At 31.1% G+C, this 21,803-nt stretch carries 21 protein-coding genes and 1 pseudogene; 8 read left to right on the top strand and 14 right to left on the bottom strand.

Features of this window, described 5'->3' with window-relative positions; all coding sequences use genetic code 11:
• The first annotated feature begins 17 nt into the window (after positions 1-17).
• Both KO500_RS00320 and KO500_RS00325 read left to right on the top strand, forming a co-directional pair.
• The gene (locus KO500_RS00320) at positions 18-464 is read left to right on the top strand and encodes a PepSY-like domain-containing protein (RefSeq protein ID WP_215954499.1); all 447 of its coding nucleotides are present in this window, start codon (positions 18-20) and stop codon (positions 462-464) included.
• A gap of 13 nt (positions 465-477) precedes the next feature.
• Positions 478-1,245, top strand: coding sequence for a DUF2490 domain-containing protein (locus KO500_RS00325; RefSeq protein ID WP_215954500.1), 768 nt, complete (start codon positions 478-480; stop codon positions 1,243-1,245).
• Positions 1,246-1,340: 95 nt separating this feature from the next.
• Here KO500_RS00325 and KO500_RS00330 read toward each other — a convergent pair whose 3' ends face one another.
• Positions 1,341-2,078 carry an energy transducer TonB gene (locus KO500_RS00330; RefSeq protein WP_215954501.1) on the bottom strand — a complete coding sequence of 246 codons (738 nt, stop codon included), beginning with the start codon at positions 2,076-2,078 and terminating at the stop codon, positions 1,341-1,343.
• Between the two features lie 120 nt (positions 2,079-2,198).
• The gene (locus tag KO500_RS00335; protein WP_215954502.1) at positions 2,199-2,474 is read right to left on the bottom strand and encodes a winged helix-turn-helix transcriptional regulator; all 276 of its coding nucleotides are present in this window, start codon (positions 2,472-2,474) and stop codon (positions 2,199-2,201) included.
• Positions 2,475-2,633: 159 nt separating this feature from the next.
• On the opposite strand from KO500_RS00335, the gene KO500_RS00340 reads away from it, so the two are divergent.
• From KO500_RS00340 to KO500_RS00355, 4 genes are all read left to right on the top strand, one after another.
• On the top strand, positions 2,634-3,146 hold the full coding sequence (locus tag KO500_RS00340) for a VOC family protein (protein ID WP_215954503.1): 513 nt from the start codon (positions 2,634-2,636) through the stop codon (positions 3,144-3,146).
• Between the two features lie 260 nt (positions 3,147-3,406).
• A complete protein-coding gene (locus tag KO500_RS00345; RefSeq protein WP_215954504.1) occupies positions 3,407-4,270 on the top strand; it encodes an alpha/beta fold hydrolase in 864 nt (287 codons plus the stop codon).
• A 205-nt stretch (positions 4,271-4,475) separates the two neighbouring features.
• Positions 4,476-6,800, top strand: coding sequence for a chondroitinase-B domain-containing protein (locus KO500_RS00350; protein ID WP_252732393.1), 2,325 nt, complete (start codon positions 4,476-4,478; stop codon positions 6,798-6,800).
• Positions 6,801-6,879: 79 nt separating this feature from the next.
• Positions 6,880-7,587, top strand: coding sequence for a PepSY domain-containing protein (locus KO500_RS00355; protein ID WP_215954505.1), 708 nt, complete (start codon positions 6,880-6,882; stop codon positions 7,585-7,587).
• 2 nt (positions 7,588-7,589) lie between these two features.
• Here the strand turns inward: KO500_RS00355 and KO500_RS00360 are convergent.
• A pseudogene (locus KO500_RS00360) lies at positions 7,590-7,883 on the bottom strand (transmembrane 220 family protein); the annotation flags it as partial.
• A 152-nt stretch (positions 7,884-8,035) separates the two neighbouring features.
• Here KO500_RS00360 and KO500_RS00365 point away from each other — a divergent pair.
• The gene (locus tag KO500_RS00365; protein ID WP_215954506.1) at positions 8,036-8,617 is read left to right on the top strand and encodes a tRNA-(ms[2]io[6]A)-hydroxylase; all 582 of its coding nucleotides are present in this window, start codon (positions 8,036-8,038) and stop codon (positions 8,615-8,617) included.
• Positions 8,618-8,621: 4 nt separating this feature from the next.
• Here the strand turns inward: KO500_RS00365 and KO500_RS00370 are convergent, their stop codons facing one another.
• The 9 genes from KO500_RS00370 to rpsA all read right to left on the bottom strand — a co-directional run bounded on the left by KO500_RS00370 (position 8,622) and on the right by rpsA (position 17,647).
• Complete coding sequence (locus tag KO500_RS00370) at positions 8,622-9,509, bottom strand: Ppx/GppA phosphatase family protein (RefSeq protein ID WP_215954507.1); 888 nt, start codon at positions 9,507-9,509, stop codon at positions 8,622-8,624.
• A gap of 10 nt (positions 9,510-9,519) precedes the next feature.
• On the bottom strand, positions 9,520-11,592 hold the full coding sequence (gene ppk1, locus KO500_RS00375; RefSeq protein ID WP_215954508.1) for a polyphosphate kinase 1: 2,073 nt from the start codon (positions 11,590-11,592) through the stop codon (positions 9,520-9,522).
• 2 nt (positions 11,593-11,594) lie between these two features.
• Positions 11,595-12,080, bottom strand: coding sequence for a SixA phosphatase family protein (locus KO500_RS00380; protein WP_215954509.1), 486 nt, complete (start codon positions 12,078-12,080; stop codon positions 11,595-11,597).
• A gap of 35 nt (positions 12,081-12,115) precedes the next feature.
• A complete protein-coding gene (pdxH, locus tag KO500_RS00385; protein WP_215954510.1) occupies positions 12,116-12,760 on the bottom strand; it encodes a pyridoxamine 5'-phosphate oxidase in 645 nt (214 codons plus the stop codon).
• Between the two features lie 136 nt (positions 12,761-12,896).
• A complete protein-coding gene (locus tag KO500_RS00390) occupies positions 12,897-13,802 on the bottom strand; it encodes a ribonuclease Z (protein WP_215954511.1) in 906 nt (301 codons plus the stop codon).
• 33 nt (positions 13,803-13,835) lie between these two features.
• Positions 13,836-14,168 carry a ribonuclease Z gene (locus tag KO500_RS00395; RefSeq protein WP_215954512.1) on the bottom strand — a complete coding sequence of 111 codons (333 nt, stop codon included), beginning with the start codon at positions 14,166-14,168 and terminating at the stop codon, positions 13,836-13,838.
• Between the two features lie 6 nt (positions 14,169-14,174).
• On the bottom strand, positions 14,175-15,101 hold the full coding sequence (locus tag KO500_RS00400; protein ID WP_215954513.1) for an aspartate carbamoyltransferase catalytic subunit: 927 nt from the start codon (positions 15,099-15,101) through the stop codon (positions 14,175-14,177).
• A gap of 21 nt (positions 15,102-15,122) precedes the next feature.
• Entirely contained in the window at positions 15,123-15,668 is a 546-nt protein-coding gene (gene pyrR, locus KO500_RS00405; RefSeq protein ID WP_215954514.1) for a bifunctional pyr operon transcriptional regulator/uracil phosphoribosyltransferase PyrR, read from the bottom strand.
• A 161-nt stretch (positions 15,669-15,829) separates the two neighbouring features.
• Complete coding sequence (gene rpsA / locus KO500_RS00410) at positions 15,830-17,647, bottom strand: 30S ribosomal protein S1 (RefSeq protein WP_215954515.1); 1,818 nt, start codon at positions 17,645-17,647, stop codon at positions 15,830-15,832.
• Positions 17,648-17,927: 280 nt separating this feature from the next.
• Here rpsA and KO500_RS00415 point away from each other — a divergent pair, with 280 nt between their 5' ends.
• Complete coding sequence (locus KO500_RS00415; protein WP_215954516.1) at positions 17,928-18,308, top strand: LysM peptidoglycan-binding domain-containing protein; 381 nt, start codon at positions 17,928-17,930, stop codon at positions 18,306-18,308.
• Positions 18,309-18,356: 48 nt separating this feature from the next.
• On the opposite strand, the gene cmk is transcribed toward KO500_RS00415, so the two are convergent.
• Both cmk and lon read right to left on the bottom strand, forming a co-directional pair.
• Positions 18,357-19,049, bottom strand: a complete 693-nt coding sequence (cmk, locus tag KO500_RS00420) for a (d)CMP kinase (protein WP_215954517.1) — start codon at positions 19,047-19,049, stop codon at positions 18,357-18,359.
• Positions 19,050-19,166: 117 nt separating this feature from the next.
• Positions 19,167-21,620: an endopeptidase La gene (lon, locus tag KO500_RS00425; RefSeq protein ID WP_215954518.1), complete on the bottom strand. Its 2,454-nt coding sequence runs from the start codon at positions 21,618-21,620 to the stop codon at positions 19,167-19,169.
• Positions 21,621-21,803 lie beyond the last annotated feature (183 nt).

Here is a 21,803-nt window from a genome sequence, read left to right on the forward strand (position 1 = left end):
TTTAAAAAACATACAAAATGAAAAAACAAATTTTAATTATCGGAACAGTTTTAGCAATCACATTTACTAGTCAGGCACAAGACATTTCACAAAACCAAATACCATCAGTAATCATAAATAATTTTAATACTCAATACCCAAAAGCCACAGACATAGAATGGGAAGTTGATGGTAATTTATATTATGTTGATTTCGAAATTGGCTGGAATACAGATCATGAAATTTGGTATAACAATAAAGGCAAAATGGTAAAACATAAGCATGACATTGCCAAAAATAAATTACCCCAAGCTGTAAACAATAAAATTAAATCTGAATTTAACGGCTATACAGTAAGTGATTTAGAAGAAATAACAGACCACGGAAAAGTATTTTATAAAATGGAACTAGAAGCTGTATTAAAACAAGATTGGGATGTTATTGTAGGTAATAATGGAAATATTTTAAGTAAAGTAGCAGATTAATTTTATGAAGAATATGTATAAAATAGTATTTATTATTCTTTTAACCTTCATCTATTATTCAAATTGTTTCGCCCAGTTTACTCCTCCAGGACTGGGTGACACAAATGATGCTAGTTGGTTTGCTTTAGGAATAAAACAAAAACTAAATTCATCTGGCAACGTAGTTTCATCAACACATATTGGCTTAGGAAGAATTAGCAATCCTGATAACTACAATCTATTTCAAAACCCTTCTATTTATGTTTTTAATGAAGAAATATCAAATCATTTTAAAAAACATTGGAAGTATTCAGTTGCATTGAGTTACAGGTGGCAAAATCAATATAACACTAGCGCACCTTATGAATTAGATAGTGAAAACGCACGGCAAGAAATTAGAGCTTATGGACGTTTGTTTTATTTAAACAGTCTTAAAAATATAGATTATTCGTTTAGTTTTAGACCCGAAATACGCTTTTTCTATAATAGAAATTTTGATTCTTATATTGAAGACAGGCAATTTAGAACTCGTTTTCGCGGTAAAATGACTCTTAACTTAAATAATTTTAAAACTCATAAATTAATTACAACAGCAGAATTTTTACTTTCCGCTACAAGAGAGGATAATAATTGGAACAAATTTGGGTATAAAGAAGCTCGTTTTTCATTGTATTATGCTTATACTTTAGCGACATTAAATACAACTTTCAACTTTGGTTATATGAATAATTTATTAGGAAAGTCTGACTTGCAAGTCGTTCACTATTTAGCATTTGATATTGAGATTAAAAATCCTTTCTAAAACAAACAATCCACTTTCATTCACTTTTAAATAACTATTAAAAGTAGCAGGCGTAAATTTATTAATTTACGCCTGCTACTTTATAAAATTAACTCTTATTGATCGCTATATGAAGCCATTTTAAAAGTTATAGGAACCGAATATGGCATTTTCACACTAGAGCCACGTTGCATACCTGGTTTCATTCTAGGTAGTGCTGCAATAATACGACCCGCTTCTTTTTCAAGACTTATATCCGGCCCTCTAGTTTGTATGTTTGTTATGGCTCCTTTTTGATCTATTGTAAAGTAAACAAAAACTCTACCTTGTATATTTAATTCTAAAGCAGTAGCAGGATAATTAAATTCACTTTTCACATGCTCTTGAATTTTTTGTTGAAAACAAGCTTTTTTCTGATCGTTAGTTTTCATTTTTTCACAGCCAGGAAAAACAGGTACATTTTCAATCACTGCAAAAGGCACAGTAATCTCTTCTTCTACTTCAATAACCTCAATATCTTCAACTGCAATTGTTTCTTGTATTACTGTTTCTTGATTAATATCACTACTTTCTATAAAAGTCTCTTCAACTTCCGATACATCAGACACCACTTCAATAATTTCAGGTGCTAAAGGCGGTGGTGGTGGCGGTGGTGTATTTATAGCCCTTGTGATAGGTATATCTTCTTTTAGTATTTCTTGTACGTTTATTACTTGAACAACTTCGTCCACCGTAGAATATGTTTTATATTCAAATAACCTCCATACCACAAAAAGTGAAAGCGCTAGGCCTATTGCAAAATATAGGCCACTATTTCTGTTTAAATCTGCTTTTGGGTTTTTTTTGAGTTCCATAATCTGTCATTTTAATACTCTAAATTTAAACTACTTACAGAATAAAAAATATGACATATATCAGTACCAAAAACTAAAATTCATCCAGTTATTAATATAAATTTATACAAATATCATTAGTTATTGTTGACTATCTTCAAGTCCCCATTTATCTAAACCTCTTAAAATAGCTTCTAACGATTTACCACGCTTTGTCAAACCATATTCAACTTTTGGTGGCACTACAGGATATACTTTTCGGGTTAAAAGCCCGTCTTTTTCTAATTCTCTAACCGTTTGAGTAAACATCTTATTAGAAATTCCTTCAATATGTTTTTGAAGAATTCCTGAACGTAAGTTTCCATCCAATAAATGAAACATAATTAACGGCTTCCATTTTGTTCCAATTAAATTCATTGTATAATTTAAAGGGCATTTAACATCTTTCTTCAAAATAAATAAAATTTAAAACACTAATAATCATTAATTTACTCATTTAGGTAACTATAACACTTTTTAGTAAGTTATTGTTAATAAGTCAAATATAGTATAATTTTACAATCTAAATTGAAAGTCATGACAACAAAAAAGAATTACCCAAAGTCGTTCTCACATATAGGAATAACAGTCCCTGATATTCATAAAGCCGTAGAATTTTATTCTGAGGTTATGGGATGGTATGTAATTATGGAACCTTCTAAAGTAAAAAAAGAAAAAGAAACAGCTATTGGCCAAATGTGTATTGACGTTTTTGGTGATGCCTGGACAGAATTTGAAATTGCACATTTAGCAACTTCTGATGGTATTGGTATTGAATTATTTTCTTTCCCTCACGGAATTAAAGAAGCGCCAGAGTTTACCCCCTTTAACACAGGTCTTTTCCATTTTTGTATTCAAGATCCTGAAATTGAAAAATTAATTGAGAAAATAGTTTCTTTAGGTGGTAAACAAAGAATGCCAATAAGAGAATATTACCCAGAAGACAAACCATTTAAAATGTGTTATGTTGAAGATCCATTTGGTATTGTATTCGAAATTTACACACATAGTTATGAGTTAACTTACTCATCAGGTGCATACGCAAAATAAAACCTGAGAGTAGTTTTACTTGAGATTAATCTTAAAAGCAAAATAGATAAGAAAAATAGTATACTATTTTTCTTATCTATTTTGCTTTTCTTTAATTTAAAACTGAAGTATTAATAAATTTTTGAATTCTCATTAACAGCAAACAAAACCTATGAAGATCATTGAAATACTTTTTTTCTGATTTTTTAGATTGGTTAAATATTTCTAAATAAGTGAGTCTATGATAAATTTTAAAATTAGATTTATCTATTGCCTTGTTTATGAAAAAGCTTTTAGCAGTACATATCTTAATTTTCATTAGTATATTATATACTTCATGTACTGTTTTACAGTGGCGAAAGACCGATAAAGAATTAAAAGAAAAGTTTGACAAATTAAATATTGAGAGTACAATATCATATTTTAAAGTTGACAGCCTCAATTTAAAAACACGTATTTTTTCGGTTACTCCAAAAGAAAATAACAACATAAATTTTGTGTTTTTTCATGGTTCTCCAAGTTCTTTATCTGCTTGGGAAGGTTATTTAGCTGATTCTATTTTAAGAACGGAAGCAAATATGTACGCTATTGACAGGCCTGGATATGGTTATTCTAATTTTGGTGATGAGATGACCTCAATTGATAAACAAGCCCAAATAATGAGTACCATAATTAATGAAAATCAATTAAAAAATGTGATTGTAGTTGGTTCTTCTTATGGAGGACCTTTAGCTGCAAGGGTAGGTTATTTAAATAAAAATGTAAAAGCTGTTGTAATGATTTCTCCCGCAATTGATCCAGATAACGAGAAGGATGTCTGGGCCGCTCGTTTTACACAGTGGTTTTTAACAAGGTGGTTAGTTCCAACTGCTTATAGAGTCGCTGGTGATGAAAAAAAGGTACATGCTGAAGAACTAGCATTATTAGAAAACGATTGGAATAAAATAACTATCCCTGTCTTACATTTTCATGGTGATAAAGATGAGTTAGTGCCCTATGAAAATATAAACTACACTAAAGAAAACTTTAAAAATATTAAAATAATTACAGTCCCTGAAAAAGGGCATGAAATTGCTTGGAAACACCGAGAAATTATTATTCCGTATTTAATACGTCTTGCCAAAAAAACACAGGTAGAAAATTAAAACAAAGCTATTTGAAGTCAACTGTTTTATATTCAATTATTTCAACTGTTATTTATCACAAATATTATTTTAAACTTATTTATTTCTATAATTAATAGTATTATTGATTTAAATTAAAAAAATCACAATTTAAATCAAGTATTAATTCTACTTATTTTAAATTATGAAATGAGTCAGAGTACCCTAAATAACAAAAAAACCAACCATGATGAAACAGGTTATAATTGTCATATGCTCATTACTTTTAGTACTTTCATGCAAAGAGAAATTACACAAAAAAATTATACTTGTAAACGACATTACTGAACTAAAAGAGAGTATAAGTAAAGTTGTTCCTGGTGATGAAATTGTATTAAAAAATGGCATTTGGAATAATGTAGAAATTAATTTTTATGCACTTGGCACTAAAGAAAGTCCTATTATATTACGTGCTGAAACTCCTGGAAAAGTTTTTATTGAAGGGGTTTCATACCTGCATTTAGGAGGAGATTATTTAATAGTTGATGGATTATATTTTAGAAATGGTTATACCCCAAAAAGTAGTATTATTAGATATAAAATTGATAATGATATTACTGCTACAAATAGTAAAGTTACTAATACCGTTATAGAAAATTTCACACAACCAAACCGATTTACCAATGACCATTGGATTGAATTTTTTGGAAAAAACAATCAACTAGATCATTGCTATATCTCAGGAAAATCTAATGACGGAGAAACATTACGGGTATTTTTTACTGGTAATAAAAATATAAATAGCCATCACCAAATAGTGAATAATTATTTTGGACCACGCCCACGAAAAGGTGGACCAAGAGCTGAAACAATTCGTGTTGGGGACAGTAAAACTCGTTTTGTTCCTGGTTATGTAAATGTTTCAAACAATTATTTTGAAGCCTGTAATGGCGAGGTTGAAATCATATCAGACAAAACAAACTTCAACTCTTATAAAAACAATATTTTTTATAAATGCGAAGGTTCACTTGTATTGAGACATGGTAGCTATGCTACTGTAGATGGTAATATTTTTATAGGCGATGATGATTCTGACTTTTACGGTGGTATAAGAGTTGTAAATGCCGGGCATTGGATTACCAATAACTATTTTTACAAAATTAAAGGAGAGGCTTTTAGATCACCATTAGCAATGATGAACGGGATACCAATGACACCTTTAAACCGTTATTTACAAGTTTCTGATGCTGTTATTGCTCATAATACATGGGTAGATTGTTCGTCACCTTGGCAAATTGGTGTTGGCCAAAACTTAAAAAGCGCTACTGTACTTCCTGCAAGTGAAATCCGTTCTGCACCGCCAATACGCAGTATTATTGCAAATAATATTATTTACAATACGCAAGAAGACAAAATACCGGTTATAAACCACAGTGAAATGAGTGGTATTTTATTTAAAAATAATTTAATTGATAATAATGGTGCTACATATACCGAATATGATGTTTTAAAAAACACATCAATAAAAATGAAAAAAATCAACGAATGGTTATATGCACCTGAATCTTCAAATAATAAATTATTAACTGAGGTTTTTGAAGGTTACGATTTTGAAACTATAAAAACAGATCTTTTTGGTACCAATAGAAATAATAATAATAATAATATTGGTGCTATTACAGATTTAGCAAACGCAGAAAAATTTAAAATAGATGAAAAGAAATTTGGTCCTAACTGGTTTAATACCGAAAAAAATATTGCTGAGCAAAAACTAATTACCGCTACTGCAGTTGATGGTGATTTATCTCAAAAAATAAAAGAAGCAAATTCAGGAGATATTATAGAATTGATTGATAGTTTATATAGACTTAAAAACACTATAAATATAAACAAAGACATTATCATCCGTTCTAAAAACAAAGACAATAAAGCAACAATAGTTTTTACTAAAAACAGTGATTCACTGGCTTTTGCTATGCATCCAGAAGGAAATTTAAAATTAGAGAATTTAATATTAAAAGGTGATGGCTCTATAACTGCATTTGCTCCATTAAAAGAAAATATGGCATCTGCATACAATTTATCTGTAGAAAACTGTTCGGTAGAAAATTTCAATTATATTTTAAAAGCAACAAAAGGTTCATTTTCTGATGCTATCTCATTCAAAAGTTCAATTCTAAAAAAATGCAAAAATGGCATTGTACTTTCTTCAGAAGAAAAAGGAGATTATAATGCTGAAATGGTAACTTTTGAACGTTGCGAATTTAAAAATATAGAACAAAATGTAATTGATTTTTTCAGAGGTGGTTATGATGAATCTACTATCGGAGGAATTTTAACGGTTACAAACAACACATTTGCTAATTGTGGTAAAAATGAAAAAGATGCTATTTTATTAAAAACAAAAGGCATTATAAATGTTGAACTCACAGCAAATACATTTAAAAATAACAGCCCTAAATACACCGCTGTTTTATGGGGAGAAAAGAACAATCATCATAAAAACAATACCATAATTAACTCAGGTGATATAAAAGTTGAAGACCAACAAAAACTAAAAATCCTATATTAACATTAAAATCTTTCTATTCAATAAAATATTTATTTAAACTAATTTTGTCTAAAACTGTATAGTATAGATATTTTTAAAAATGGTGAATAGAAAATTAGCTTTAAAAATTAGAAAAACACACCGTTATTTAGGGCTGTTTTTGGGAATTCAATTTTTATTCTGGACTATTAGCGGACTTTATTTTAGCTGGACAGATTTAGATGAGATTCATGGTGATTATTTTAAAAACTTAAACTACCAACCAAAATCCTTTAGTGGTTTAATAAGCCCTTCAGATATTGCAACAACTGAAGACATTCATACTATCGAATTAAGAGATATAAGCAATACTCCTCATTACTGGGTTAATAAAAACCAACTTTACAATGCTTTAGACGGAAGCAAAAAAAGTAACATTACGGAGCAAGAAGCATTATACATTGCCAAAAACCACATGAAAGCTGATTTAGAAATATTAGCAATTAAACAAATAAGCGAAACAGATAAACATCATGAATATCGTGGCAGATTATTACCCGCCTATGTTATATCATACAAAACTGATGAAAACCTAAAAGCTTATATTTCTACTAAAGATGGCAAATTTCAAACTGTAAGACATAAAAATTGGCGTTGGTTTGATTTTTTATGGATGACGCACACCATGGATTATGAAGGTAGGGATAATTTTAATACTATTGTTCTAAGAGCTTTTTCACTCCTTGGTTTAGTTACTGTTTTAAGTGGTTTTCTACTCTGGTATACATCATCAAAATCGGTAAAAAAAATTACTAAGAAAAAAGATTAAATCTATTTTACTAGTTTTTTACCCAAAGCAAATAAGCCAAATACGAAAGCCATTAGTAATAAACCAAAAGCTTCTCTACCTTTTTCGATATTTTTTATATCACCTTTTCCTATTTCAAAACCTTCAAATTTATCAGGAAATACATACGAAAAACCTAAGAAAGCACATAGCATAAAAATTAAAAGCACTCTCATACTTAGCATATCTATAAGAAATAAAATAGTTATTACCATAGCAACAACATAAATAAGCATCCAAATAATTGGATCAGGATCATTGTATTGTAAAACAGCGGAAACTAAGAATAATAAACAAAAAAATTATCGCTAGTGCTTTAAATAAAATACGCATAGATAACTGATTTTTACTTAAAAATTAAATTACCCTGTAAGATACTATTTTGATGTGATATTGTTTCCTTGTACATTTGAATAGAATTAAACTAGATATGTTAGGACTTAAATTACCAACGGACCCAAGATGGGTGAATATTGTTGAAAAGAATATTGACGAAATTCTTACGGATCATGCGTATTGTGAACAAAAAGCAGCAAGTACTGCTGTATCATTAATTGTTTCTTTTCCTGAATATACTGAACTAGTACAAGAAATGGTTGCTTTAGTCCGTGAAGAAATGGGTCATTTTAAAATGGTTCATGATCGTATTATTGCTCGTGGTAATGTATTGGGTAGAGATCGAAAAGATGAGTATGTAATTGCTTTGATTAAATTTTTCCCAAAAGGTGGTAGTAGAACTACGCAATTGGTACATCGTTTATTATATGCTGCTTTAATTGAAGCACGTAGCTGTGAACGTTTTAGACTATTATCAGAAGAATTAAAAGATAAAGAGTTGGCCGAATTTTACCATAAATTAATGGTTAGCGAGGCAGGCCATTATACTATGTTTTTGAAATTTGCTCGTAAATACGGTGATGAAACTGAGGTAAATCAAAAATGGAGCGACTTATTATCTTTTGAGGCTGAAATAATGAAAGACCTAAGTAAGAAAGAAAGTATACACGGATAAAAATTTATTTATCCGCGTAGTATAATGTTTTTATAATACCATCTGAAAGCCCAATTTTTGGAACATGAATTTTTTTAGCGCCACACCATTTCGCCGCTGATAAAAATATTTTGGTTGCCGGAATAATAACATCGGCTCTATCAGGGTTTAAACCTAATTCTGATATTCTTTCTTCATAAGTAAGACTATCGAGAAAATTATATTGCGCCTTTAACCACAGTGCTGATAAGGCTTCACCTTCTTTTCTACCTGAAATTTTATGTAGTTTATTAATGTTTCCGCCTGATCCAATTATAGATACCTGATCTATGGTTTTCATCTGCTCTTTAATCCATTCTTGCAGTTTTAACCAAGTACTTTCGCCTACCATATTATTTAATAAACGTACCGTACCTAATTTGAAAGATTTAGAAACTTTAATTTTCCCTTGAGTAAAAAATGTAAACTCCGTACTACCACCACCAACATCAATATACAAGTATGATTTACCATCTTGCATTAATTGTTTTAAATCTGTTGATGCAATTATTGCTGCTTCTCTTTTACCATCAATTAGCTCAATGGTAATTTCAGCCTCTTCCTTTACACGCTGAATTATTTCTAATCCGTTATTTGCTTCACGCATTGCAGAAGTAGCACAAGCCATATACTTTTCAACCCCAGCTACATTCATCAATAACTTAAACGCTTTCATAGTATCAACTATTCTATCTGCATTACGGTCTGAAATTTCCCCAACAGTAAAGGAGTCTTCTCCTAAACGAACAGGAACCCTTACTAAAGAGCTTTTCCTAAATTGCGGATTCTTACTTTTTTCTTCTATTATATTGTGCGTTAATAATCGAACAGCGTTAGAGCCAATATCAATTGCCGCATATTTTCTAACTTTCAATATATTGTTTTTAAGATTCTAATTTTGCTTGGTAATAATTATATAATTCAAATTGAGAACGCAATTCTGGCCCTTCAATTTTTCTATATGCATTGTCTTGTTCTTTAGAAAAAATTCTTGCTTTTAAATTATCTTTCCAAGTTATTTCAAAAGTTTCAATCAATTCTTGTTTAATATCTTTATCATAAATAGGGCAACCTACCTCTACTCTATAATCTAAATTACGTGTCATCCAATCTGCAGAAGATATATATACCTTAGGATCACCATCATTTGCAAAAATAAACTGGCGTGTGTGTTCTAAAAACTTATCTACAACACTTATTGCTTCAATATTTTCACTCATCCCTTTTACACCTGGTATTAAACAACAGATACCTCTAATAATTAATTGAATTTTTACACCTGCATTACTAGCTTCGTATAATTTGTCTACCATTTTATACGATGTAAAGCTGTTCATTTTTATTTTAATGTACGCCTCTTTACCTGCTTTAGCATTTTCAATCTCTGTATCAATTAATTTTCTAAATACATTTTTAGTATAATGTGGTGATACTATTAAGTGCTTGTATTTATTAATTTTATAAGTAGTTTCAAAAAAGTCAAATACTTTATTTAATTCTTTCAACAACACATCATCTGCAGTAAACAAGGTGTAATCTGTATAAATACGCGCTGTAGCCTCATTAAAGTTACCTGTACTTACAAAACCATAACGCTTAATTTCATTGTCTTCTTCACGCTCAATCAAACAAATTTTACTGTGTACTTTTAATCCCGGAACACCAAAAATTAATTTAACACCTTCAGCCTGTAATTGCTCCGCATATTCAATATTAGCTTGCTCATCAAAACGAGCTTGCAATTCAATTTGCACGGTAACTTGTTTCCCATTTTTAACTGCATTTATTAATGATGCCGCTACTTGAGAGTTATTTGCTAATCGATAAACTGTTATTTTAATTGCTTTTACTTTTGGGTCTAATGCCGCTTCACGTAAAAATTTAATGATGTATGAGAATGTGTGATACGGTGTATATTGTAAATAATCCTTTTGAGCAATACTCTCAAACAAGCTACCTTCTAAACTAAACCCTTTTACTGGCAATGGTTTTATTTTCTCATACAGTAAATCTTGCCTACCTAAACTTGGGAAGCCCATATAGTCACGCCTATTATGGTATTTACCACCAGGAATAACACTGTCTGTACCTTCAATATTCATTTTCTCTTTCAAGAAACAAAGTGTATCTGCAGCTATATTTTTATCGTAAACAAAACGAACAGGATCACTTATTTTTCGATGCTCTACACTGCTTGATATTTTCTCAATAAAACTTTTACTTAAGTCATTATCAATATCTAATTCTGCATCACGGGTAATTTTTATCATGTGTGCAGATATCTCTTGATATTCAAACATTGTGAAGATACTATCTAAACAATACCTAATTAAATCATCTAAAATGATAATATAATCTTTACCGTCTTCCTTTGGTAATACTACAAAACGATCGATTCCTTTTGGGATTTCAATTAAAGCATATCTATTTTTTGCTTCGCGCTCACCAGGTTCTTTATTTAATACAATTTTAATAGCTAAATAAGCAGCAGTATCTTTTAAAACTGGAAATTCACGAAGATCATTTAAAATAATCGTCATCAAAACAGGACTTACTTTATTTGCAAAATAATTTTTTACAAATTCGTCTTGTGATGGTGTTATTTCTGTTTCATCAATAATATAAATATTCTCATCTTCAAGCTCATTCTCTACTTCTTTAAGAATATCTAGACTTTCTGTTTGTTGCTGAATTACAACTTTAGTAATCTCCTCTAAAAGATCTTTTGCAATCTCACCACCCAAAGCACTTTTACCAGATTTACCAGCTTCAACAATACGCTTTACCGTTGCGTAACGTACTTTAAAAAATTCATCTAAATTATTAGAAAAAATACCTAAAAAACGAAGGCGTTCAATTAATGGCACTTTTTTATCAGCACTTTCTTGAAGAACTCGTTTGTTAAATTCTAACCAACTAATTTCTCTATTTATATATTGATTTTTATCTTTTATCATTCTTATTTTAGTTGTTTTGGGAATATGGTTGTTTCTATTTTGCCTTTAGATATTTCACTCCAATTATCAATATCAAAATTCATTTTTACCAAACCTGCTGTTGGCACATTACCAATGTAATAATTTCCCCAAGTTGTTGCAATTTCAGTAAAAGCGTGGTTATGACCAAATATCATTACTGTATTTAAATCGTTATTCAATTCTTTCACAAAACTCATAACCGATTCTCCTGAAAAATCATATAAATCTTTTATTATTTGAAATTTTGAAAAAGGAAAATCTAAGGAACGTAACATAATCATTGAAGTATGTAAAGCTCTATTTGCAGGGCTTGAATACAAAGCATCAATTGTTAAATTAGTTTTTATAAATTCTGACGCTACTAAATGAGCATCATTTACTCCTCGTTCATTTAATGCTCTATCTATATCTGAAACAGGCAAATCCCACGATGATTTTCCGTGGCGCATTAATATTAGTGTTTTCAAATTGTATAACAGTTTTAAATTATTATAGCATATTTTTAAGGTGCTAAACGTTCGATTTTCCAATCGATACCAACTAAAGTATATCTTATTCTATCATGTAATCGGTTTGGTCTTCCTTGCCAAAACTCTACTGAAATAGGCTTTACAATATACCCTCCCCAATTATTAGGTCTATGAATTTCTTTAGACTCGTATTCTTTTTCTAAATTTTTAAGCTTTTCTTCTAAAACAGATCTTGATGGTATTACACTACTTTGATTTGATACAATTGCCCCTAATTTACTTCCATCTGGTCTTGATTCAAAATAGCCGTCTGATAGGTTCGCTGCTACTTTTTCAGCTTTACCTTTAATAATGATTTGACGCTCCATATTTGGCCAAAAAAAAGAAACACAAACGTTGGGGTTTTCTTCGATAGCTTTACCTTTTTCACTATCGTAATTTGTATAAAAAATAAACCCTTCATGGGTATATTTCTTAAGCAATACCACTCTACTTTTTGGAAAGCCATCTAATCCAATAGTTGAAACCGTCATTGCATTTGGTTCATCAATACCATCAGATGCTTCAGTTTCGTAAAACCATTTTTGAAAAAGCTCAATTGGATTATCAGATATACTCTTTTCTTCCAATTCACTTTTAGCGTAAATTTTTCTATAATTCCCTAAGTCTTTTTGCATTTTTTAGCACTCTAAATCAAGTTTAACAAAGTACTGAAAAGATAGCAAAACACGAAAAATATAGGTGTTATTTATACGATAAATGTGGGTTATTTTTAGTGTGATATTTATTTATCACTAAAAAGCTGTCAACATATTAAAACACAAACTCTTTTCCATCATCAGCTAAAAGCACATGCTCAAAAATTTCAGATGCTTCAACTTTGAAAGGCTCTATAGATTTATAACGTGTAGAATAATGCCCCAAAATTAATTGACCTACATTAGCTTGTTTTGCAATTGATGCCGCTTCTTTTGCCGTAGAATGCCTAGTTTTAGGCGCGATTGCTGCTTGTTCTTCTAAAAACGTAGCTTCATGGTACAAAATATCAACATCTTTTATAATAGGAACAATATCTGGTTTATAAGCGGTATCACTACAAAAAGCATAACTTTTTGGTATTGGCGGATCAAAAGTTAGTTCTTTATTTTCAATGGTTCTACCATCATCAAGGATAATATCTTTCCCGTTTTTAATATTTTGAAAATAACACTTTTCAATACCATAACTATTAGCCACTTCAACATTTAAGGTTCTAGAGCCAACTTTTTCTTTAAATAAGAATCCATTGGTATAAACCCTATGCTTCAACGGTATTGTTTCTACCGAAACTTTGTCATCTTCATAAACCAAAACTGAATCCTTACTTGTCAGCTCATGAAAAACAAGATTGTAATTAGTATATGAATTACCCAATTTTAATAATAGATTAATGGACTCCTTAATACCTTTTGGTCCGTAAATGTGCATTTCGGCTTCACGACCCAACAAGCGAAATGTTGACACCAAGCCTGGTAAACCAAAAAAATGATCACCATGTAAGTGCGAAATAAAAATATGGTTAATTTTAGAAAATCTAATTTTATGCTTACGTAACTGCACCTGTGTGCCTTCTCCACAATCGATTAAAAACATATGGTTCTTAATTTCTAATACTTGTGACGTTGGGTTCGTCATTGTTCGTGGTGTAGCTGCATAACAACCAAGTATCGTTAATTTCATCAAAGTTCATCTATTTTATTAGGATCTGTAAGCTTATAACCCCAAATCCCTCTCAATTTCTTCCATTTCAATAATATCTTTTGCTTCTTGAACTGTTGGCGCAATAGCTAACTCTTCAGGAGCGTCATCATAAGAAATGCGTTCACTTACCAAAACAAATGACTTTTTTGTTGCTCTGTGTTTGTTTGAAATTTCTAAAAATTCCATGACATCGTCAGTAGCCAATTCTGAAAATGAAAAAAGGTTTACAATTATATGGTTGCTCTTAATTTGATCATAACCGCCTAATAAATTCTCTATAAAGGTTTTTAAAGTTGCATTTTCTTGATGAACAATAGTTGTTGTTCCATCTGAATCAAAAATCATACGTTTTTATTTTATTTTTGAAGCTAATAAATATATTACTGCCATCCGAATTGCAACACCATTTTCTACTTGATTAAGTATGATAGATTGTTTTGAATCGGCAACATCACTTGTAATTTCAACTCCACGATTTATTGGTCCTGGGTGCATAATCACAATCTCTTTATCTAAACTTTCTAACAGTTTTTTATTTACACCAAATTGTTGTGTGTATTCCCTAGTTGTCGGAAAATAACTGATATCTAATCGTTCATTTTGTATGCGAAGCATGTTTGCCACATCACACCAATTTAACGCTTTACGTAAATCTGTCTCCACTTCTACTCCTAAAGACTCAATGTATTTAGGAATTAGTGTTTTTGGTCCGCAAACTTTTACGTTTGCTCCCTGCAATTTTAATGCAAAAATATTTGACAACGCAACTCTTGAATGTAGAATATCGCCAACAATTACAACATTTTTACCAGCCACATCTCCCAATTTCTCACGAATAGAATATGAATCTAACAATGCTTGTGTTGGGTGTTCATGTGCGCCATCACCTGCATTTACAATAGCCGCTTTCACATGTTTTGACAAAAATATTCCTGCTCCTGGATTTGGATGACGCATAACAACCATATCTACTTTCATAGATAAAATGTTGTTTACCGTATCAACCAAAGTTTCTCCCTTTTTAACAGAAGATTGCCCTGCAGAAAAATTAATTACATCGGCAGACAAACGTTTTTCAGCAAGCTCAAATGATAGTTTTGTACGCGTACTATTTTCAAAAAAAACATTAGCAATTGTAATATCACGTAAAGAAGGTACCTTTTTAATCGAACGATTAATAACTTCTTTAAAATGATCGGCAGTTTCAAAAATAAGCTGAATATCTTGTTCTTTAAGATATTTGATTCCTAACAAGTGGTTTACACTTAATTCGCTCATAATTGTTATTTCCTAATTAATTTAAGCTGTTGTATTAATTAAATAGACAGTGTCTTCACCGTCATTCTCTTTCCACATCACCTTAACTTTTTCATTATTTATAGCATCTACTTGTCGACCTCTATAATTGGGCTGAATGGGTAAATGCCTACTAAATCTCCTATCAATCAATGTCAACAGTTCAATTTCTAATGGTCGCCCAAAAGACTGTATTGCTGTTAATGCTGACCTAATACTGCGGCCTGTATACAAAACATCGTCTACAAGAACTACATTTTTATCTTCTACTAAAAAATTGATGTTGGTTTTATTCGCTTCAAGTGGTTTATCACCTCTACGAAAATCATCTCTATAAAAAGTAATATCTAAAAAACCTAAATCTATATGCTTAACACCGTAGTCCGATTTTAAAATATCGTTCAAACGTTGAGCTAAATAAATACCACGTGGCTGTAAGCCAATTAAAACGGTATTCTTAAAATCTAAGTGGTTTTCTAAAAGCTGACAAGCCAAACGATGCAGGATAATATTTATCTCTTTTGAAGAAAGCAATACTTTTTGACTCATGCCTAATTTTTGTGTGATTACAAAAATATCAAATTAATATTATAATAGCTAAAACAAATTAGAATTGTGATTGTTTTGTTTGAATAAAAAAAAGCCTGAACAAATGTCCAGGCTTCTTACAATCTACATTAAGCAGACTTAGATTTTAACACAAGGTTGAATTACTTCTTACCTTCCATTTTATCCTTTAACGCTTGTAATGCTTCGTTAGCATCACCTAAAGTAGGCTTAGCTTCATCAGCAGCAGCGGCAGCTTTTTTAACAGCCGCTTTTACATTACGTTTTTCTTCTTCTCTAAAGATAGCAGTGTGACTTGCAACAACTCTCTTGAATTCTTTATTAAACTCAATGATTTTGAATTCTGCTGTATCACCTTTACCTAATTTAGTACCATCTTCTTTTTCTAAATGACGCGTAGGTATGAAAGCCTGAATGTCATCATTAAAGTCAATAGTAGCTCCTTTATCAACAACCTCTGCAATAGTAGCAGTGTGAGTTGTATCTAAAGCAAACTCAGTTTCGTACTTATCCCAAGGATTTTCAGTTGTTTGTTTGTGACCTAAAGATAATTTACGTCCTTGAACATCCAACTCTAATACTTCAACTTCTAATTTATCACCTACAGATACGAATTCTGATGGGTGTTTGATTTTCTTAGTCCAAGATAAATCAGAGATATAAATTAAACCGTCAATTCCTTCTTCTAATTCTACGAATACACCAAAGTTTGTAAAGTTTCTAACAACACCTGTGTGCTTAGAACCTACTGGGTATTTAGTAGTAATATCAGTCCAAGGGTCTGGAGTCATTTGCTTGATACCAAGAGACATCTTACGATCGTCACGATCCATAGTTAATACTACAGCTTCAACCTCATCACCAACTTTTACGAAATCTTGAGCAGAACGTAAGTGAGTTGACCATGACATTTCAGAAACGTGAATTAATCCCTCAACACCTTCAGCAACTTCAATAAATGCACCGTAATCAGCAATAACAACTACTTTACCTTTTACTTTGTCACCAATCTTAATTTCATCAGATAAAGCTTCCCAAGGATGCTTCTCTAATTGCTTAAGACCTAATTGAATTCTTGATTTGTTATCATCAAAATCAAGGATTACAACGTTTAATTTCTGATCTAACTCAACAACCTCGTTCGGGTGGTTAATTCTAGACCAAGAAAGGTCAGTAATGTGCACTAAACCATCAACGCCACCTAAATCAATAAACACACCATAAGAAGTAATGTTTTTAACAACACCTTCTAATACTTGTCCTTTTTCTAATTGACCAATGATTTCTTTTTTCTGTTCTTCGATATCAGCTTCAATAAGTGCTTTATGAGAAACAACAACGTTTTTAAACTCGTGGTTGATTTTCACTACTTTGAATTCCATAGTTTTACCTACGTACTGATCGTAATCTCTAATTGGTTTAACGTCAATTTGAGAACCTGGTAAGAATGCTTCGATTCCGAAAACATCTACAATCATACCACCTTTAGTTCTACACTTAACAAAACCATTAACGATTTCTTCTTTGTCATGCGCAGCATTAACTCTATCCCAAGCCATGATAGTTCTGGCTTTTCTATGAGATAATACTAATTGACCACTTTTATCTTCACGAATGTCGATAAGTACCTCAACTTTATCACCAACTTTTAAATCTGGATTGTAACGGAACTCATTAAGTGAAATAACACCTTCTGATTTTGCGTTAATATCGATAATAGCTTCACGATCTGTAATGTAAACTACAGTACCTTGAACTACTTCTTCATCCATAGTATCTACAAAGTTTTCAGCTACTAATGTTTCAAACTCTTTAAGTTTTTCATCATCAACTTGCTCAATACCTTGCTCGTACTTTGTCCAGTTAAAGTTTTCTAAAAATTCTTGAGGATCTTGTACAGGTGCCTGTACTTTTGCTTCAACAGCTTCTGCTGCCTCTGCTGGTTTGTTTTCTTCAGCCATTTGCTGATTAATAATTTGTATTTTGTAGCTCTAATAAGAGTTAAACACGCACTACAAAAGTGTTATACATTATTTTTTATAAAAAAACCCTTTTTCCTCTTACTTTACTTGTTTGAAAAAGGTGTGCAAAAATACAAAGTTTATATTAAACACACAAACTAATTACCTAACATGAAAGCGGATAACATTAATTAATATTTTAATAGCATTAAATAGACTATTATTTTATACTTTATTTTGTATCTTTCAGTTATCATATTAACTATTAAAATATATAAACATGAGCGTAAAAGCTAAATATCAAGGCGTTTTAGACCTTGGAGAAGAATTAGGTATTAAAAATGGAGATGTATCAGAAGATGCTGGCGTTTTGAAAATAAAAGGTGAGGCTGCAACTCCCTACGAAAAAAATTTAATCTGGGATAAGATTAAAGAAATTGGTGGTGAGAGTGCTTCAGATGTTAAAGCGAACATTTCTGTTACTGATGAATCTGTGTATCATAGGCATACAGTAAAAAGTGGTGAATCTTTAAGTAAAATTGCTAAAGAATATTATGGTGATCCAATGAAGTATAAGCAAATTTTTGAAGCTAACACTAACATCTTATCTAATCCAGATGTTATACAGCCAGATCAAGTTTTAGTTATACCAAACTTATAAAAAATTGATTTTACAAAACTAAAAAGGCACTCATTTGAGTGCCTTTTTTTATTGCTTTTCCATAACGCGTTTTGCGTAATTTAATATTCGTTCAAATTGCTCTTCTAAGCCCATATCACTATTATCAAACTCTATAGCATCATCAGCTAATTTTAACGGTGATACTTCACGATGAGAATCTAAATAATCCCTATGCTCAACATTTTTAAGTACTTCATCAAAAGTTACATCATCTCCCCTATCTAACAATTCTTTATATCGTCTTGATGCTCTTTTTTCTGCAGAAGCTGTCATAAACAATTTTAATGCCGCATTAGGGAAAACAACAGTACCAATATCTCTACCATCCATCACAACACCTTTTTCTTCTCCCATTTTTTGTTGCATTTCAACTAGTTTAAAACGCACCTGTTCAATAGCAGCAATTTCACTTACATTACGTGAAACTTCTAAGGTTCTTATTTCTTTTTCAACATTTTCACCATTCAGATACATTTCAGCAAAACCTAAAGCATCATTGTATTCAAATTTTAAATTTATTTTTGGTAGCAACTTTACTAATGCTTCAGTTTCGATTGTTTTTTCTTCAATAAAACCATTTCGCATTGCAAAAAGTGTTACTGCTCGGTACATTGCACCGGTATCTACATATACGTATTCTAAAGCCTTCGCAAGCTGTTTTGCTATCGTGCTTTTTCCTGTGGATGAATATCCGTCTATTGCTATTGTGATCTTTTGCATACTATAAATTTAAAAAGAAATTATAAAAGTATACTACTTGGTATACTTAATGTTCACATAAAAAAAGGGTAATTATTTAACTTATAATTACCCTTTTCTATTAAAATTTATTATTAATTATAAGCTCTTCGCATTTTTTACATCTTGGTTTGTAATTGCTAATGCTATAACCTCATGCATTTCATTTACATAATGAAATGTTAGTCCTTTTAAATAATCTTCTTTTATTTCAAGAATATCTCTTTTGTTTTCTTCACAAAGAATAAGCTCTTTAATTTTTGCACGTTTAGCAGCTAAAATCTTTTCTTTAATTCCACCAACAGGTAATACTTTACCTCTTAATGTAATTTCACCTGTCATCGCTATATTTTTCTTCACTTTCTTTTGTGTGTATAATGACACTAATGAAGTTAACATAGTTATACCTGCACTTGGCCCATCTTTAGGTGTAGCACCTTCTGGTACGTGAATATGCACATTGTATTTTGAAAATATTTCAGAATCAATTTTAAAAAGTTCTGCATTAGACTTTATATATTCCATAGCAATGGTTGCAGACTCTTTCATCACCTTACCTAAATTACCAGTAATAGAAAGTGTTCCTTTACCTTTTGATAAGATAGACTCTATAAATAAGATATCACCACCAACGCTTGTCCAAGCTAAACCTGTAACAACACCTGCAACATCATTATTTTCATACTTATCACGCTCCATACGAGCAGGGCCTAAAATCTCAACAACATCATCAGAAGTTAATTTTTCATTATGTTCCAACTCCATAGCAATATTTTTAGCTGTATTACGAACAACTTTTGCTACTTGTTTTTCTAAACCACGAACACCAGATTCTCTTGTATAACCCTCAACAATTTTTTCTAATTGCGGTTTCCCAACTTTTAAATCTTTTGTTGATAAACCGTGTTCTTTTAATTGCTTAGGTAATAAATGTCTTTTTGCAATCTCAACCTTTTCTTCAATAGTGTAACCACTTACCGGAATCATTTCCATACGGTCACGCAATGCTGGTTGAATATTACCAATATTGTTAGCTGTTGCCACAAACATAACTTTTGACAGGTCATAACCCATTTCTAAGAAATTATCATGAAACTCACTATTCTGCTCCGGGTCTAATACTTCAAGCATTGCTGAAGAAGGATCACCTTGATGACTATTTGATAATTTATCAATCTCATCTAAAATAAAAACCGGATTTGATTTTCCTGCTTTTTTAAGACTTTGAATAATTCTACCTGGCATAGCACCTATATAGGTTTTTCTATGACCGCGAATTTCAGCTTCATCACGTAAACCACCTAATGACATACGCACGTATTCTCTACCCAAAGCTTCTGCAATAGACTTACCTAATGATGTTTTACCAACTCCCGGGGGACCGTAAAAACAAAGTATTGGCGACCTCATATCGTTACGCAATTTTAAAACTGCTAGATATTCAATAATTCTACGTTTTACATCTTCTAAACCATAGTGGTCTCTATCTAATATTTTTTGTGCTCTTGCTAAATCAAATTTGTCTTTAGAAAACTCGCTCCATGGCAATTCTAAAAATAAATCTAAATAATTTCTTTGAATACTATATTCTGCAACTTGCGGATTCATGCGTTGCATTTTAGCTAACTCTTTTGTAAAGTGGTCACCTACTTTTTTAGACCATTTTTTCTTTTTGGCCTTTTTACGCATTACCTCTATTTCTTCTTCATACGAAACACCACCACCCAATTCTTCTTGAATAGTTTTCATTTGCTGATGCAAAAAATATTCTTTTTGTTGCTGATCTAGATCTGTTCGAACCTTAGACTGAATATCATTTTTCAGTTCTAATTTCTGAAGTTCAACATTCATATACTTTAACATTGCTAAAGCACGCTCTTGTAAATTCGGAATTTCTAATAACTCTTGTTTTGTTTCAACATCTACACTTAAGTTAGATGAAACAAAATTTATTAAAAATGAATTGCTCTGAATGTTTTTTATAGCAAATGAAGCATCGCTAGGTATGTTTGGGTTGTCTTTAATAATTTTTAAAGCCAACTCTTTAACTGAGTCAATAATTGCCTCAAATTCAGGATTCATAGGTTCTGGTCTCACTTCTGATGATTCACGAACAGTAGCAGTCATATAAGGTTTCTCCGTAAGCACCTCCGCCACTTCAAAACGTTTTTTACCTTGTATAATTACCGTCGTATTACCATCAGGCATTTGTAAAACACGTAAAATTCGTGCTACAGTACCCAAAGTATTGATATCATTTATACCTGGGTTCTCAACCTCTGCGTCTTTTTGAGAAACAACCCCAATAACTTTAGTTCCATTATTGGCATCTTTAATTAATGCTATTGATGAATCTCTACCTGCAGTAATTGGAATAACAACACCAGGAAACAACACTGTATTACGCAATGGTAAAATTGGTAAAGTTTCTGGTAATTTCTCACTATTCATCTCCTCCTCATCTTCAGGAGTTAATAGTGGTATTAGTTCAGAATCTTCATCAATACCATGTAACGACATATTGTCAAAATTTGAAAATTTAGAATTTCCCATATATTCATTTCGGTCATTCTGTCACCGTGGCGCAGAAATCTTATTAGTAAATAATTATTAAACAACTTTAATAAAGCCTGTAAACATTAGGCTCACAAGTATTAAACTGTTTTTTCTCTTTAATATTGGGCAATTCTTATGCCAACAAAGAAAAAGTTTTTTAAAAAAAGTGTAACATTACAT

The sequence above is a fragment of the Cellulophaga baltica genome (assembly GCF_018861125.1).
GTDB lineage: Bacteria > Bacteroidota > Bacteroidia > Flavobacteriales > Flavobacteriaceae > Cellulophaga > Cellulophaga baltica_A.

Bases quoted from the DNA above. Each gene is read 5' to 3' on its own strand.
- rpsA (WP_215954515.1), bottom strand. From the start codon at position 17,647: ATGGCTGAAGAAAACAAACCAGCAGAGGCAGCAGAAGCTGTTGAAGCA.
- KO500_RS00320 (WP_215954499.1), top strand. From the start codon at position 18: ATGAAAAAACAAATTTTAATTATCGGAACAGTTTTAGCAATCACATTT.
- cmk (WP_215954517.1), bottom strand. From the start codon at position 19,049: ATGCAAAAGATCACAATAGCAATAGACGGATATTCATCCACAGGAAAA.
- KO500_RS00335 (WP_215954502.1), bottom strand. From the start codon at position 2,474: ATGAATTTAATTGGAACAAAATGGAAGCCGTTAATTATGTTTCATTTA.
- pdxH (WP_215954510.1), bottom strand. From the start codon at position 12,760: ATGCAAAAAGACTTAGGGAATTATAGAAAAATTTACGCTAAAAGTGAA.
- KO500_RS00340 (WP_215954503.1), top strand. From the start codon at position 2,634: ATGACAACAAAAAAGAATTACCCAAAGTCGTTCTCACATATAGGAATA.
- KO500_RS00390 (WP_215954511.1), bottom strand. From the start codon at position 13,802: ATGAAATTAACGATACTTGGTTGTTATGCAGCTACACCACGAACAATG.
- KO500_RS00395 (WP_215954512.1), bottom strand. From the start codon at position 14,168: ATGATTTTTGATTCAGATGGAACAACAACTATTGTTCATCAAGAAAAT.
- KO500_RS00325 (WP_215954500.1), top strand. From the start codon at position 478: ATGTATAAAATAGTATTTATTATTCTTTTAACCTTCATCTATTATTCA.
- KO500_RS00345 (WP_215954504.1), top strand. From the start codon at position 3,407: ATGAAAAAGCTTTTAGCAGTACATATCTTAATTTTCATTAGTATATTA.
- lon (WP_215954518.1), bottom strand. From the start codon at position 21,620: ATGGGAAATTCTAAATTTTCAAATTTTGACAATATGTCGTTACATGGT.
- pyrR (WP_215954514.1), bottom strand. From the start codon at position 15,668: ATGAGTCAAAAAGTATTGCTTTCTTCAAAAGAGATAAATATTATCCTG.
- KO500_RS00415 (WP_215954516.1), top strand. From the start codon at position 17,928: ATGAGCGTAAAAGCTAAATATCAAGGCGTTTTAGACCTTGGAGAAGAA.
- KO500_RS00355 (WP_215954505.1), top strand. From the start codon at position 6,880: ATGGTGAATAGAAAATTAGCTTTAAAAATTAGAAAAACACACCGTTAT.
- ppk1 (WP_215954508.1), bottom strand. From the start codon at position 11,592: ATGATAAAAGATAAAAATCAATATATAAATAGAGAAATTAGTTGGTTA.
- KO500_RS00400 (WP_215954513.1), bottom strand. From the start codon at position 15,101: ATGAGCGAATTAAGTGTAAACCACTTGTTAGGAATCAAATATCTTAAA.
- KO500_RS00350 (WP_252732393.1), top strand. From the start codon at position 4,476: ATGATGAAACAGGTTATAATTGTCATATGCTCATTACTTTTAGTACTT.
- KO500_RS00365 (WP_215954506.1), top strand. From the start codon at position 8,036: ATGTTAGGACTTAAATTACCAACGGACCCAAGATGGGTGAATATTGTT.
- KO500_RS00330 (WP_215954501.1), bottom strand. From the start codon at position 2,078: ATGGAACTCAAAAAAAACCCAAAAGCAGATTTAAACAGAAATAGTGGC.